Here is a 13,643-nt window from a genome sequence, read left to right as displayed (position 1 = left end):
CATCTCTTTGTTCCCTGTTCCGCGCCGTGACGGATGTCTGCTATATAATGAGGCTTCGTCGCGGATTTGGCCATATCGCAGCACCGTCAGGAGGAGCGAGGCGCTCGATCGCAGCGGCTTCGCACGAGATCGTCATGGCGTTGACAGCCGCAGCCAAGCCCAGCGACATCGTTCAACGGTTGATATAGCGTCGCGCAATGATCCCGAAAATCTCCTCTCTCCTGCATCGCAATCCCTTCCGCCCCGGTTACGGACTGCTTTCGCTGCTTGGGCTGGCCGCGCTCTGTCTGTGGTCCTCCCCTGCGGCCGCCGATTTTCGGCTCTGCAACAACACCTCAAGCCGGGTCGGGATCGCCCTCGGCTACAAGGACTCCGAAGGCTGGACCACCGAAGGCTGGTGGAACGTGTCGTCACGCAGCTGCGAGACGCTGCTCAAGGGCACGCTGGTGGCGCGCTATTATTACATCTATGCGCTGGACTATGACCGCGGCGGCGAATGGTCGGGACAGGCCTTCATGTGCTCGCGTGACAAGGAATTCACGATCAAGGGCACCGACAATTGCCTGGCCCGCGGCTTCGACCGCACCGGCTTCTTCGAAGTCGACACCGGCGACCAGCGCGCCTGGACGGTACAGCTCACCGAGGCCAACGAGCAGCCGGCGCAGCAGCGCGTGCCTGGAATTCCCGGCACGCTTGGACCCGGAGGCAACGTCCCCGGTCTGCCGAATGGGCCGCAGGGCACGCCGCCGGCGGCCGCGCCGGCCCTGCCGCCAGGGCAAGCACCCAAGCCATGAGGCGGCTGCGACGCATCAAGATCCTCGCCACGCTCGGTCCCGCCTCCTCGGACAGCGCGATGATTCGCAAGCTGTTCGAGGCCGGGGCGGACATTTTCCGGATCAACATGAGCCACACCCCGCACGACAAGCTGCGGGAGCTGGTGGCCACGATCCGCAGCGTCGAGGCGAGCTACGGCCGCCCGATCGGCATTCTGGTCGATCTCCAGGGCCCGAAGCTCAGGCTCGGCACCTTCGCCGAGGGCCCGGTTCAGCTCAACAACGGCCAGAGCTTCGTGCTCGATTCAGACAAGACGCCGGGCGATGCGACGCGGGTCCACCTGCCGCATCCGGAAATCCTGGCCGCCCTGCAGCCCGGACATGCGCTGCTGCTGGATGACGGCAAGGTGCGGCTGATCGCCGAGGAGACCTCGCCGACCCGCGCCGTCACCCGGGTCGTGATCGGCGGCAGGATGTCCGACCGCAAGGGCGTGAGCCTGCCGGACACCGACCTGCCGGTGTCGGCGATGACGCCGAAGGACCGCGCCGACCTCGACGCCGCCTTGAACATCGGCATCGACTGGATCGCGCTGTCCTTCGTGCAGCGCGCCGACGACGTGCTGGAAGCCAAGAAGATCATCCGCGGCCGCGCCGCCGTGATGTCCAAGATCGAGAAGCCGCAGGCGATCGACCGGCTCAACGACATTGTCGACGTCTCCGATGCCTTGATGGTGGCGCGCGGCGATCTCGGCGTCGAGCTGCCGCTGGAGCGTGTGCCCGGACTGCAGAAGCAGATGACGCGGCTGGCGCGCCGCGCCGGCAAGCCGGTGGTGGTGGCGACGCAGATGCTGGAATCGATGATCCAGTCGCCGGTGCCGACCCGCGCCGAGGTCTCCGACGTCGCCACCGCGGTCTATGAAGGCGCCGACGCCATCATGTTGTCGGCCGAGTCGGCCGCCGGCAAATATCCGGTCGAGGCGGTCTCGACCATGAACCGCATCGGCGAGGAAGTCGAGCGCGACGTGGTCTACCGCTCCGTGATCGCGGCCCAGCGCCCCGAGCCCGAATCGACCGCGGGCGACGCCATCGCCGAAGCCGCGCGGCAGATTGCGGAGAATCTCGATCTGCCCACCATCATCTGCTGGACCTCGTCAGGTTCCACCGCCATCCGCGTCGCGCGCGAGCGGCCGAAGCCGCCGGTGGTCGCGATCACGCCCAACCTGGCGACCGGGCGCCGCTTGTCGGTCGTGTGGGGCGTGCACTGCGTGGTGGCCGAGGACGCGCGCGACCAGGACGACATGGTCGAGCGCGCCGGCTCGATCGCCTTCCGCGACGGCTTCGTCCGCGCCGGGCAGCGCGTCATCATCGTCGCCGGCGTGCCGCTCGGCACACCCGGCACCACGAACATGGTGCGGATCGCCTATGTCGGGCCGTCGAGCGACGCCCATATCTGAGACGAGCCTATTGGGTCGTTTCGATCGATCCCAGTCCGGCCGTTGACGGCGCCTTGACCCGCGCAATCACCGGACACGCCTCGATCGCAATGCCGGCGGCGCCGGGAATGCGCTCACAGCCGCGCGATGAATCGATCTCAAGGTTGTAGTCCGCAAGCGCCGCGAGCCGCGGCGGGTTGTCGTCCGGGCTGTTGGAGAAATACAGCGCCCAGACGCCGCCCGGCAACGGATCGGCCAGGCCGTTGCGAACGCGGCGATCGAGCACGCCGCCGGGCACGATCGGCACGACGAGCTCCGACAACTGATAGACGCGCGAGCCCTGGGGCAGGAACGACGTGACGTAGCCGAGCGGCTTCTGCAGCAGCAGGAACGTCGCCGGACGTTGCAGGCTGGCCGCGAGCTGCGGCCGGTAGGGATCCGACCACGGCCGCCGCATCCAGTCGGTCGGCTGCGATGCCAGCGCGATGCCGAGCGCGGCCATCACCGCGACGGCCTGCGTCATCCGCCGCGGCGGTGACACGTCCAAGCCAGAGCCCGCCTGCCAGGACTCAATCAGGCGGATGAGCAGCAGGACGATCAGCGGCGCCGACAACAGCTCGAGCGGCATCAGATAGCGCTGGATCGAGAAGGCCAGCATCCACAGGACGTAGCTGAGCCAGAAGAAGATCAGGAGCCGCCGCTCGCGCAGCGGCAGCACCTCGCGCCGCTGCCACAGGCCGGTGACGATCAGCGCGACGAGCAGCACGATGACGACGGCGAAGCGCGGATCGCGAAACGGCCATTCCGACGAGGGATGCTTGCCGATCACCCAGTAGAACGGATAGGCGAGCGCATCGAGCAGGCCCTGCGGCATGAAGCGCGTATCGACGATCGAGGCGAGCGGCGCTTCGGGCGACCGGAAGATCGTGTTGTAGAACGGAAACAGCGGGCTGCCGTAGTCGCGCGTCATCTTCAGCGCCCACGGCCCCGCAGTCACGATCACGCCGGCCGCACTGCCCGCTCCGAACGCGGCGATCGCGCGCCACGGCCGCGCCACCAGCAGCAGCGACACGCCGGCGCCGACCAGAAACGTCGCATTTGTGAGCTTCAATCCCGTGGCCGCGCCGATCAGCAGGCCGGCAACGACGAAACGGCGGCCACGCTCATCGTCCTCGCCGAAGATCAGCGCGATGCCGGCAAGGATCGGAAGGGTCGTCAGAATGTCGGCAAAGCTGGTGCCGACCTCGGACAGCGCCATCGGACTGAGGGCCGCGATGATGAGCGCAGCGCTGAGCGTGAACGCGTCCGCCAGGCGCCCGAGCAGCACGCGCGCGACCCAATAGACCAGCGCGAGATTGAGGCCGTGCAGCGCGCCCAGCGTGACGCCCCACCACGGCGCATCGAGCCCGTGGCGGACGGCATAGGGCAACACATAGATCAGCGGATTGAGGAAGCTCTGAAAGCCGCCGGGCGCCGCATCGACATCGAAGCGGCCATGCAGCAGCGCGAAGCCGGCATAGTCGTGATAGTTCTGCCAGTCCCAGTTGATGTCCTCGCCGGCCAGATACGCATAGACGGCGCCGGCGGCGGCCGATCCGGCGATGACGAGGCGCGTCGCCAGAGGGTTGCGTGCAATCGACATCGTCCGAGGAGGCACCTGGAGTGGGGCAAGGCGGTGCTCTCGCGGCACGCCAGCCTCACCATCGCCGCGCCGGGTGAATCCTTGCTTAAGCGCGGACTACGCGCCGACCAGGCTCCTGACCGGCAGCACGGCCTGCACGACGAGACCGCGCGCACGCGCGTCCATGACGCCGACCGCGCGCAGCGCCAGCAGGGTGACCGCCTGAACGGTGTCGCGGAGTTTGGCAGGGTCGTCGGGATTCTCCGTCGCCAGCGGCCCCACCAGCGCCTCGTGCAGCGCGCCGAGCAGCGCGGTCGCGGCCAACTGGGTGTCCTGCGCCGGAAGGTGGCCGGCACGGACGGCCGCGTCGATCCGCGAGGCGATCTCGCCGACGATCTCGCGGCGGCTCGCGATCCGTGACGCCGTCACGTCGACGTCGACGGGCTCGGCCAGGATGCCCCAGGCGAGCTTGCGCTGCGACAGGACGTGCACTGCGACTGTGGATACCGCGGCAGCCAGGGCCGAGGATGGACCGGGCGCGGCGTCGGCGGCGCGCCGGACGGCGGCGAGCTCGTCGCGCGAGACCTCCGCAATCAGCTCCGAGATCAGATCGGCCTTCGAGGGAAAGTAGCGATAGACGGTGCCGGCTGCGACATTGGCCCGGACCGCCACCGGGGCGATCTGGACGGCCGACATGCCGCCTTCGGCGGCGGTCTCACGGGCGGCAGCCAAAATCGCGCTGCGGCGGGCCGCCAGCCGCTTCACGACCTGATGGGTTCGCCGATAGACCATGGCGTTTCTCGTCCCGGACGCGCTCGTCCAGGGCACCCGGCGAACGCTGGTTCAGTGTTTTTGGAGGATCGACCTCACAAAAGGTGGGAAGAACTGAACACCTGTTCACGAAGGAAGACAAGGGAAATCATGACCCTGCCCGACCCCGACCGGAGCGTCAGGCGCTCGCGAGCGCCATGTCGGCGGGCGCCGGCTGCCGACGCCACCACGAGCCGGCGCGCGCCAGCACCAGGCCGGCCATGATCAGGTTGGCGGCGAGCCCGAGCGGAATCCCGGACAGCATGAACGTGATCTGAAGCGCCGCGATGCCGCCGAGCGCGGGCAGCTCGTAGCGGCGAAAGCCCTCGGCGAGGCCGATCCGCACCAGCCAGGCCACGGCGACGGCCTGAACCATCATGTCGTACATGAACAGATACGGCGTCGTCAGCAGCAGCCCGACGGCAAGCGCCGCCGCCTTCAGCGCGTAGCGTACCGGGCTGCGCCACAGCGTCACCAGCACGACTGCGACGGTTGCGGTCAGCACCCATTGGACGGTCCAGGCGAGCGCTTCCGAGCCGCCGAAATAGCGCACCAGCGAAAACAGGCTCTGCAGCTTCCACCAGGTCGCCTTGCCCTCGGTCAGGAACGCCTGCGAGAACATCGGCAGCCAATGGAAGAAGGCCTGCCAGCTCTCCAGCCCGAAGGCGAGCCATGACAGCAGTGCCAGCACGACGGCGGTGACGCTCGCCGACATGAACGCGGTCCAGCGCTGGGTGGCGATCAGCACGATCGGGAAGAGCAGACCGTATTGCGGCTTGTAGGTCAGCAGCCCGAGACAGATCCCCGCCAGCACCGGCCGCACCGGCAGCAGATAGAGCGTGCCGCCGACCAGCGCGGCGGTGAGGCATCCGTTCTGCCCGACCAGCGCGTTGGAGAACAGGGCCGGAAAGCCGGCTGCCAGCAGCAGGCCGAAGCCGCGGCCGACGATCGCGCGCATCGCGAGCGCATAGGGAACGAAGCTGGCATAGACCCAGCCGACGAAGGCGAGCGTGTAGGGAAACTGCGCCAGGAACGCCGCGACGAACAGGAACGGCGGCGGATAGTGCCAGGCAAAGTAGCCCGGGAAATCCTGCCGGAGCAGATCGAGCTCGACCTGGCGCTGCACGTTCCAGTCCCAGGCCAGCGCCGGATGTCCCTGCAACGCGAGCTTGCCGGCCGCCCAGACGTTGACGAAGTCGGTGGGAATGCCGAGACCCGCCTGGTCCCAGATCCAGGTGCCCGACCACAGTCCGGCCGGGAAGAACGAGGCGTTGATGCAGGCGAGCGCAAAGCAGGCCGCGAACAAGCCGAGCGGAACGTCACGGCGCTGCGATGGGATCGCGGCGGCATCAGGATTGTCAGCCATCTGGACCTCGCCCCGCGCCTGCATGGGCGCCTCCTCATCGAGACATAGGCGGGGACGCTTGAAGAAGGCTTAAGCGTGGGCGCGGGCGACGGCGCGCGGCTGCCGGCGCCGCACCGATTGTTTACTCGCGATCTGTATCGCAGGAGTCCGAATGCAACCGACGGCGGCAGGCCGGGGAGATTCCATGTTCGTTTATCGCGCTCTCATCGCGGTGCTCGTCTGCGCCATCTGGCCGACCGCAAGCCGTGCCCAGGACAAGGCTCCCGTCCGCGTCTCCTCCGACGTCAGCTATGAATATCTGGCCCGCTGGGACGTCGCCCGGCTGAACACCATCCTCGCCGTCGACACGCCGAAATTCGCGGGCGTTTCGGTGACCTACACCCCGGCCCGCAACGCCGTCAGGCTCTATCGCGTCACCTATGCGTCCGTCATCCCCGAGCGCGGCAACAAGCCGATCACGGCGAGCGGCCTGCTCGCGGTGCCCGAGACCGGCGAGACCAGCCTGCCGATGGTGTCCTATCAGCACGGGACGGTGTACGGGAAGCAGGAGGTGCCGTCGTTTCCGGAGCAGTCGCCCGAGACCCAGCTGATGATCGCGCAGTTCGCAGGACAAGGTTATCTGCTGATCGGCGCCGACTATTTCGGAATGGGCATCTCGACCGAGCCGGAAGGCTACATGGTGAAGGCCAGCCATCAGCAGGCCACTTACGACATGCTGCGGGCGAGCCGCGCCGTGCTCGAACAGATGAAGCTGACGAGCTCCAGGCTCGATATCGCCGGCTGGTCGCAAGGCGGCTTCGTGACCATGGCCTTTCTCGAGAAGCTCGAAGGCGCCGGCGTGCCGGTGACGGCGGCGGCGACCGCGAGCGCTCCTGTCGACGTGTCCGTGGCGCTCAACGGCTTCCTCAGCTTCCCGCGCAAGAACGACGCCGCCTGGGTCAATTCGCTGTTCATCCTGTCGGCGTTCGCGTTCGAGAACTACTATGCGGTGCCGGGGCTGGCGCGCTCGGTGATCAGCGACAGCTACTACGACGTCGCGCGCAAGGCCTATGAGCGCGAGCCCTTCAACGTCGCCGACGTCCCGACCGATCTGCACAAGCTGCTCAAGCCCGACTATTTCGATGCGGAGTATTTCGCGGCGTCGGCCTACGGCCGCCTGGTCGCGCAGACGCAGGCCTATCGCTGGATCATCAAGACGCCGGTGCGCAACTATTACGGCGAGACCGACGAGGCGATCTCGACCGGTCTGGGTCGGCTGGCGATGACCTACCAGCAGGCGATCGGGGCCGGCAACAGCAAGGTCGAGGCGGTGTCGACGGGACCGACCAGCCATCGCGGCACGTTCGCGACCGCCGTCCCGCAGTGGAAGGCCTGGTTCGATAAGCCGTAAGGCGCGCGGCGCCGCTGGATGCGGTCCGCGGCACTCCGTCAACCACCGACTTGGCAAGAGCTGACACGCTCTTCACCCCCGGTTCGGACCACCGCCGGCACATATCTCCAAACAAACAAAAGGCCCGGCTGCAAGCCGGGCCTTTCGTTTCTCTTGGCCTTCCGGATCAGACGGGCTGACCGCCGGAAGCCTGTCGCGGCTATCAGCTCACGCCTGGGGCTGCGGCTCCAGGCCCGGATCGGGTCGCGGCCGCGGCTTGCCGGCCGGCGGTACGGCCGACGCGCGCGGCGTCGACGGCTCGATCGCCGATTCGCGGTTCGGCTTCTTGCCCTTGAGCAGGTCGAGAATCTCCTCGCCGGTCAGCGTCTCGTATTCCAGCAGGGCCTGGGCGATCGCTTCCCAATCGTCACGCTTCTCGGTGATGATACGGCGCGCCTCCTGCTCGCCGGCCTCGATCAGGCCGCGAATTTCCGAGTCGATCAGGCGGGCGGTATCGTCGGAGATGTTGGTCGAGCGCGCCACCGAATGGCCCAGGAACACCTCCTGCTCATTGCTCTGGTAGCGGACGCGGCCGAGCTTGTCGGACATGCCCCATTCCATCACCATCGCTCGCGCGAGGTTGGTGGCCTGCTGGATATCGCCGGTGGCGCCGTTGGTCACCTTCTCCGGCCCGAACTTCTGCACCTCGGCCTCGCGGCCGCCGAACATCATCGCGAGCTTGGAGACGCACCATTCGCGGGTGTGCGAGTGGCGGTCGGCCTCGGGCAGCGACTGCACCATGCCGAGCGCGCGGCCGCGCGGAATGATGGTCGCCTTGTGGATCGGGTCGTGGCTCGGAACGTTGAGGCCAACGATCGCATGGCCCGCCTCGTGATAGGCGGTCAGCATCTTCTCTTCCTCGGTCATGACCATCGAGCGGCGCTCGGCGCCCATCAGCACCTTGTCCTTGGCTTCCTCAAACTCGGACTGCGTGACCATCCGCTTGTTGCGGCGGGCGGCGGTCAGGGCGGCCTCGTTGACGAGGTTCATCAGGTCGGCGCCGGAGAAGCCGGGCGTGCCGCGGGCGATGGTCTTGAGGTTGACGTCCGGCGCCAGCGGCACCTTGCGGACATGAACCTTCAGGATCTGCTCGCGGCCGATGATGTCGGGGTTCGAGACCACGACCTGGCGGTCGAAGCGGCCGGGACGCATCAGGGCCGGATCGAGCACGTCGGGACGGTTGGTAGCGGCGATCAGGATCACGCCCTCATTGGCCTCGAAGCCGTCCATCTCGACCAGCAGCTGGTTGAGGGTCTGCTCGCGCTCGTCATTGCCGCCGCCGAGACCGGCGCCACGATGGCGGCCGACGGCGTCGATCTCGTCGATGAAGATGATGCAGGGCGCGTTCTTCTTGGCCTGCTCGAACATGTCGCGGACGCGGCTGGCGCCGACGCCGACGAACATCTCGACGAAGTCAGAACCCGAAATGGTGAAGAACGGCACGTTGGCTTCGCCGGCCACGGCGCGCGCGATCAGCGTCTTGCCGGTGCCCGGAGGGCCGACCAGCAGCACGCCGCGCGGAATGCGGCCGCCGAGCCGCTGGAATTTGCCGGGATCGCGCAGGAATTCGACGATCTCCTGGAGGTCCTGCTTGGCCTCGTCGACGCCGGCGACGTCCTCGAACGTCACCCGGCCATGCGCCTCGGTCAGCATCTTGGCGCGCGACTTGCCGAAGCCCATCGCCTTGCCGGCGCCGCCCTGCATCTGCCTGGAGAGGAAGATCCAGACGCCGATCAGCGCGATGAAGGGCAGCCAGGAGACCAGCAGCGACACGAACCACGGCACGTTGTCGCCGGGCGGCTTGGCCTGGATGTTGACCTTGGCGTCGTACAGCCGCTTCACGAGGTTCGGATCGCTCGGCGCGTAGGTCTGGAACGACGAGCCGTTCTTGAAGGTGCCGTGAATCTCCGGCCCCTGGATCACGACGTCGCGCACATTGCCCTGATCGACCTCGGTCAACAACTGCGAGAAGTTGATGTCGGTCGACGACGCGCGTTGCCCCGGGTTCTGGAAGAGTGTGAACAGCGCCAACAGCAACAGGACAATAATGACCCAAAGGGCGAAATTGCGCAGATTGGCGTTCATCGATTTTCCTTCGTGGTCGCGCGGATCGCGGCCGTTAGTCCTCGGACTCATCCCTGGGTAGCCACGAGGGAATCCCCCGGTCGACCGTCTCGTAATCTAGGTACCACTCACGGCAATGCCAAGGGAACTAGAAAGGACTATTTATCGCATCCTAGCCCGATTCCCGCTCAAAAAATGGCGCGGGAAAGCGTCGCCAAGGCAGGTGGTTAAGCGTCCGCGAAGGCGGTGAACCGCTTCAAATCCCGCGCGACCGCCGCGGCGGCGCGGGCGTGATGCGGATCGTCTCTCTCGTCATGCTTACCAGTGCACCAGCCAGGGTCTGTTTTAGCCTGCCCGGAGCAGACGTACCACCATCTGCGATCCCCGCAAGAGTCCGGTCCAGCCGCGCCAGCAGCGACTCAGCCTTGCCGAGTTCCACGGGACCTTCGGTTCCAATGCGATTGATCGCGCGGATCAGCAGCCTCAGCCTGATTTCGGCTGGAAGTGCGACAAAGGCGCGCGCCTCGAAGGTCTCGCCGTGAACCCCGTCGACCGGCCTGCTCCCGGCCGCGCGCAGTGCAAGATAGCGTTCGGCGCCATCCACCATCAATTCGATCGCGGCGTTGGCCCGTCCGAGCCGGTCGGCCAGCGTCGCCAACGTCCGGGCATCGCCGCCCTCCGCGGCCAGGGCCGGCATCAGAGCGCGCAGCCGCGGCCGGGTGAAGGTGGGATCCTGATTGGTCGGGTCATCTGCGAACGGGATGCCGGCCGAGCGCAGCGTCGCTACCAGCCGGACTTTGGCAACGTTCAGCAAGGGCCGCGCCAGCAACACCCCTTCACGCTCGCTGAGCGGTGCCATCGCCGCGAGCCCCGCAATGCCGCTGCCGCGCAACAGCCGCATCAGCACCGTCTCAGCCTGGTCGTCACGGGTGTGGGCGGTGACGACGTGTCCGGCACGCGCCTGCCGTGCCGCGCGCGCCAGCAGGCGGTATCTTGCCAACCGCGCCGCTTCGGGAATTCCGGTATCCGGCTTCGCGTCGGTCCAGCGCAGGGTCCGGTGCGGAATTGCGAGCCGGCGCGCGATCTCCTTCACCATGCGGGCTTCACGGGCGGAGTCGCGCCGCAGCGCATGGTCGACCGTCACGGCCACAAGGTGCGGTCCCTGTGCGAGCCCCGCACGCCACCGCGCCGCGAGCCACATCAGAGCCATCGAATCGGGACCGCCCGATACGGCGAGCACTAGTGCGGGCGCGGCCGAAAGCGGCGCGAGCAGGCGCTCGGCTTCGGCGGCGGAGATCGCAAGATCGGCTTCGGAACGGGCCTTCGACATGGCGCCGCAGCCTATCCGCCCCGCCGGTTATAGGCGAGAGGCCTCCCCTCGCCCGCAGGCGCTCAGCACTTCACCCGCTTCTGCTCGCGATCGACGGTCGCCTTCACGCCCGCCGAGGCGCGCGGATATTTGCGCGTCACTTCGCCGAACGCGGCGCAGGCCGCCTCCTTCTCCTTCAGCGCGGCGAGCGACTGGCCGAGCCGGAGCAACGCATCCGCCGCCTTGCCCGACTTCTCGTATTTCGTCGTCACGGCGAGGAAGACTTCGGCGGCATCGCGATATTGCTGACGCTGGTAGAAGCTCTCGCCGAGCCAGTATTGCGCGTCGCCGACCATCGGATCGTTCGGATATTTCTGGGTGAAGTTGCGCATCGTCTGCTCGGCCAGCGCGTAGTCGCGGCGCTGCATGTAGCCGATGCCGAGGTCGTATTCGTCGCGCGGCGTCTGCCGCGGCGGCGCGGTCTCCAGTCCGCCCGCCCCCGGCGCGGCGGCCGGCGGCGCGCCCTGGGGATAGCGCCCGCCCGCGGTGTTGGCGAGAGCCGCGGGATCGCCGACGGGACGGCCAGCGGGCTGGCCGCCACCCGGCTGGATCGGCAACTGGCCGCCGCCGAGCGCCTGCGGGGCGCCTGGAGCGGTCGGATTCTGGCTCGGGTCGAACGCATCGCCGCGGCGGCCCCGACCGGGGGCCGCGGGCTCCTGGACGATTTGCACCGGCGCACCGACGGCGGGCGGCTGCGCGTAGACCGGCTGCTGCTGCGGATAGGCCTGTTGCGGCTGGCCGTACGGCTGCTGGCCATAGGGCTGCTGGCCGTTGGCCGCCTGAGGGGGCTGGCCGTAAGCGGGATTGGCCGGCGCGGGAGCAGCCGCGTTGGTCTGCGCCGCGGGCGCACCGCCGGGTGCAGCGCTCTGCAACTGCCGCAGCCGCTCCTCGAGCTGGCGATTGCGATATTGCAGCTCCTCGTTCTGACCGGTCAGTTGCCGGAGCTGATTTTCGAGCCGCTGAATCCGGATCTCGGGATCATCATCATCGGTCTGGGCGAGCGCCCGCGACGAAACTGCCTGGCACGAGAAAATGACGAGCGCGGCGAGGATCGCGGCGGCGCTCCGTGGAAGAAACATGAATGACATGCTGCCCTGACGACCGGATCGGCGAGACATTGAAAACAGGCCTGTGAGCGAGGCTGTAAAGCAGAAATGCGATAGATACAAATGACGTTCAAGCGAAGACAAAACCAATTCCGGACGAGACCCGCCGAGCAGAAACGACGAAGCCGGCGTCGATGGGCGACGCCGGCTTCATCAGCAACGGATTCGTTCAGCTTTATGAACTGGCGTTCAGGACCGTCACCGCACGGCGGTTCTGCGACCAGCACGAGATGTCGTTACAGACCGCCACCGGCCGCTCCTTGCCGTAGGAGATCGTGCGCATGCGGCCCTGGTCGATGCCGCGCGACGCCAGGAAGTTGCGGACCGACTGCGCGCGCCGCGCGCCCAGCGCGATGTTGTACTCGCGGGTGCCGCGCTCGTCGGCATGGCCCTCGATCGTGAAGGAGTAGCGCGGATAGCTCTGCAGCCACTGCGCCTGCTTCTCCAGGGTCGCGATCGCCTGCGGCGTGAGATCGGTCTGATCGCTCTCGAAGAAGACGCGATCGCCGACATTCACGACGAAGTCCTGCTGGCTGCCTGGAGTCGCAGCGCTGGCCATCGCCCCGTCGGCCCCGGTGAGATTCTTGTTGGCGCAGGCGCCCATCGACAGCGCCACGGCCAGCACGGCGGCCAACTTCAATCCCTGGAGGATACGCATCTGATATTTCATTCCCGGAGCCTCCACGCTCACGTTCTTAGACTGCCATCCGGTCTACAGGGCGATGGTTAAGCGAACGTTCCGTCAACCTTGATGGGGTCTTGCCGAACCCCGTCAAATGCTAACGAAACCCGAAAAGCGACCGCGATGGTTAATGGGTTGTAAATGTGGCGCCAGGGTGAAGGCAAGCCGCTGAGCGCCTGCAGCAGGGCGCTTTTTCGCTGATTTTTGCATCAGCGCCACGGTGTGAACCGGCCGGACGGCCGAACCGGCTCCGATATCGGCCGATGATCAGCCGGCCTTCGCGACCGCCTGAATCCTGAACGAATCAGTGAAGGCGTCCGGCGCGGGACGATCGAACAGCATCCGCCGTTCGAACGCGCTGGATCGCATGAACGGAAAGCGCTGGAACACGCGATCGCGGATCGACGGATAATGCGCCGCGACCAGGCCGACCGGCTTGGTGAGGCCGGAGTAGAGCCGCGGCTCCCCCCATGGTTCCTGCAGGAACACTTTCTTGTAGAAGGCGCGATGTTCCGGGCGCACGTTGGCGAGACCGATATCCGCATTGAAATGGGCGCAGGCGACGTAGCCGAGCCGGACGGTCACATAGGGAAGCGCCGGAAACAGCCGCGCCTTCTCATGGTCGGCGACGAACCGTGTCGGGTCGATGATGACCTTGCCGCGGTCGAGCTCGGGATGCAGCAGGTCGGCGAACATGTCCGAGGACAGCGATCGGCGCCATTGCGAGTTCAGCACGCTGATGCGGATCGAGCTGTAGAGCTCGCCATTGACGTAGACGCCGAAGATGAAGCTGTTGGGAAGATCATCATATTCGTCGCTGACGCGTTCGCTGGGCGACGGCAGGATGGCGCCTTCACGCAGATAGGCGCGGTAGCGCAGCCGATAGATCTCGTCCTTGTCCTCAGCAGTCAGCGCCAGTCGATAGTCCACGTTCTCCAGCACATCCGACTTCTGTTCAGCAACGGCACTCACTCTAGCCGCCGACTTCAT

Annotated in this window: 11 protein-coding genes; 3 read left to right on the top strand and 8 right to left on the bottom strand. The window is 67.0% G+C overall.

Annotated features, from left to right (window positions below; all coding sequences use genetic code 11):
• Positions 1-197: 197 nt before the first annotated feature.
• Positions 198-794, top strand: a complete 597-nt coding sequence (locus tag ACQR1D_RS06080; RefSeq protein ID WP_315802598.1) for a DUF1036 domain-containing protein — start codon at positions 198-200, stop codon at positions 792-794.
• Positions 791-2,227, top strand: a complete 1,437-nt coding sequence (gene pyk / locus ACQR1D_RS06075) for a pyruvate kinase (RefSeq protein ID WP_315802597.1) — start codon at positions 791-793, stop codon at positions 2,225-2,227. The genes ACQR1D_RS06080 and pyk overlap by 4 nt, the downstream gene beginning before the upstream one ends.
• Before the next feature lie 7 nt (positions 2,228-2,234).
• Here pyk and ACQR1D_RS06070 read toward each other — a convergent pair whose 3' ends face one another.
• From ACQR1D_RS06070 to ACQR1D_RS06060, 3 genes are all read right to left on the bottom strand, one after another.
• On the bottom strand, positions 2,235-3,848 hold the full coding sequence (locus tag ACQR1D_RS06070) for a glycosyltransferase family 87 protein (protein WP_434839580.1): 1,614 nt from the start codon (positions 3,846-3,848) through the stop codon (positions 2,235-2,237).
• A 96-nt stretch (positions 3,849-3,944) separates the two neighbouring features.
• Complete coding sequence (locus ACQR1D_RS06065; protein ID WP_315802595.1) at positions 3,945-4,619, bottom strand: TetR/AcrR family transcriptional regulator; 675 nt, start codon at positions 4,617-4,619, stop codon at positions 3,945-3,947.
• A 157-nt stretch (positions 4,620-4,776) separates the two neighbouring features.
• The gene (locus ACQR1D_RS06060; protein WP_434839579.1) at positions 4,777-6,003 is read right to left on the bottom strand and encodes a glycosyltransferase family 87 protein; all 1,227 of its coding nucleotides are present in this window, start codon (positions 6,001-6,003) and stop codon (positions 4,777-4,779) included.
• 184 nt (positions 6,004-6,187) lie between these two features.
• On the opposite strand from ACQR1D_RS06060, the gene ACQR1D_RS06055 reads away from it, so the two are divergent.
• Entirely contained in the window at positions 6,188-7,393 is a 1,206-nt protein-coding gene (locus ACQR1D_RS06055) for an alpha/beta hydrolase family protein (protein WP_434839578.1), read from the top strand.
• 207 nt (positions 7,394-7,600) lie between these two features.
• Here the strand turns inward: ACQR1D_RS06055 and ftsH are convergent, their stop codons facing one another.
• From ftsH to ACQR1D_RS06030, 5 genes are all read right to left on the bottom strand, one after another.
• Positions 7,601-9,517 carry an ATP-dependent zinc metalloprotease FtsH gene (ftsH, locus tag ACQR1D_RS06050; RefSeq protein WP_315802592.1) on the bottom strand — a complete coding sequence of 639 codons (1,917 nt, stop codon included), beginning with the start codon at positions 9,515-9,517 and terminating at the stop codon, positions 7,601-7,603.
• Between the two features lie 235 nt (positions 9,518-9,752).
• A complete protein-coding gene (gene tilS / locus ACQR1D_RS06045) occupies positions 9,753-10,826 on the bottom strand; it encodes a tRNA lysidine(34) synthetase TilS (protein ID WP_434839577.1) in 1,074 nt (357 codons plus the stop codon).
• Positions 10,827-10,888: 62 nt separating this feature from the next.
• The gene (ybgF, locus tag ACQR1D_RS06040) at positions 10,889-11,944 is read right to left on the bottom strand and encodes a tol-pal system protein YbgF (RefSeq protein ID WP_316217941.1); all 1,056 of its coding nucleotides are present in this window, start codon (positions 11,942-11,944) and stop codon (positions 10,889-10,891) included.
• 202 nt (positions 11,945-12,146) lie between these two features.
• Positions 12,147-12,641, bottom strand: a complete 495-nt coding sequence (gene pal / locus ACQR1D_RS06035; RefSeq protein ID WP_172133860.1) for a peptidoglycan-associated lipoprotein Pal — start codon at positions 12,639-12,641, stop codon at positions 12,147-12,149.
• 279 nt (positions 12,642-12,920) lie between these two features.
• Positions 12,921-13,643: an N-acyl amino acid synthase FeeM domain-containing protein gene (locus ACQR1D_RS06030; RefSeq protein WP_315802589.1), complete on the bottom strand. Its 723-nt coding sequence runs from the start codon at positions 13,641-13,643 to the stop codon at positions 12,921-12,923.

Origin of the sequence: Bradyrhizobium sp. HKCCYLRH2047, assembly GCF_051168175.1 — a bacterium.
In the GTDB taxonomy this organism is placed as follows: domain Bacteria; phylum Pseudomonadota; class Alphaproteobacteria; order Rhizobiales; family Xanthobacteraceae; genus Bradyrhizobium.
The sequence above is the reverse complement of the archived record's forward strand: the minus strand, read 5'-3'. Positions and strand labels throughout refer to the sequence as shown.

Coding starts and splice junctions, on each gene's coding strand:
- ACQR1D_RS06080 (WP_315802598.1), top strand. CDS start 198: ATGATCCCGAAAATCTCCTCTCTCCTGCATCGCAATCCCTTCCGCCCC.
- pyk (WP_315802597.1), top strand. CDS start 791: ATGAGGCGGCTGCGACGCATCAAGATCCTCGCCACGCTCGGTCCCGCC.
- ACQR1D_RS06070 (WP_434839580.1), bottom strand. CDS start 3,848: ATGTCGATTGCACGCAACCCTCTGGCGACGCGCCTCGTCATCGCCGGA.
- ACQR1D_RS06065 (WP_315802595.1), bottom strand. CDS start 4,619: ATGGTCTATCGGCGAACCCATCAGGTCGTGAAGCGGCTGGCGGCCCGC.
- ACQR1D_RS06060 (WP_434839579.1), bottom strand. CDS start 6,003: ATGGCTGACAATCCTGATGCCGCCGCGATCCCATCGCAGCGCCGTGAC.
- ACQR1D_RS06055 (WP_434839578.1), top strand. CDS start 6,188: ATGTTCGTTTATCGCGCTCTCATCGCGGTGCTCGTCTGCGCCATCTGG.
- ftsH (WP_315802592.1), bottom strand. CDS start 9,517: ATGAACGCCAATCTGCGCAATTTCGCCCTTTGGGTCATTATTGTCCTG.
- tilS (WP_434839577.1), bottom strand. CDS start 10,826: ATGTCGAAGGCCCGTTCCGAAGCCGATCTTGCGATCTCCGCCGCCGAA.
- ybgF (WP_316217941.1), bottom strand. CDS start 11,944: ATGTTTCTTCCACGGAGCGCCGCCGCGATCCTCGCCGCGCTCGTCATT.
- pal (WP_172133860.1), bottom strand. CDS start 12,641: ATGAAATATCAGATGCGTATCCTCCAGGGATTGAAGTTGGCCGCCGTG.
- ACQR1D_RS06030 (WP_315802589.1), bottom strand. CDS start 13,643: ATGAAGTCGGCGGCTAGAGTGAGTGCCGTTGCTGAACAGAAGTCGGAT.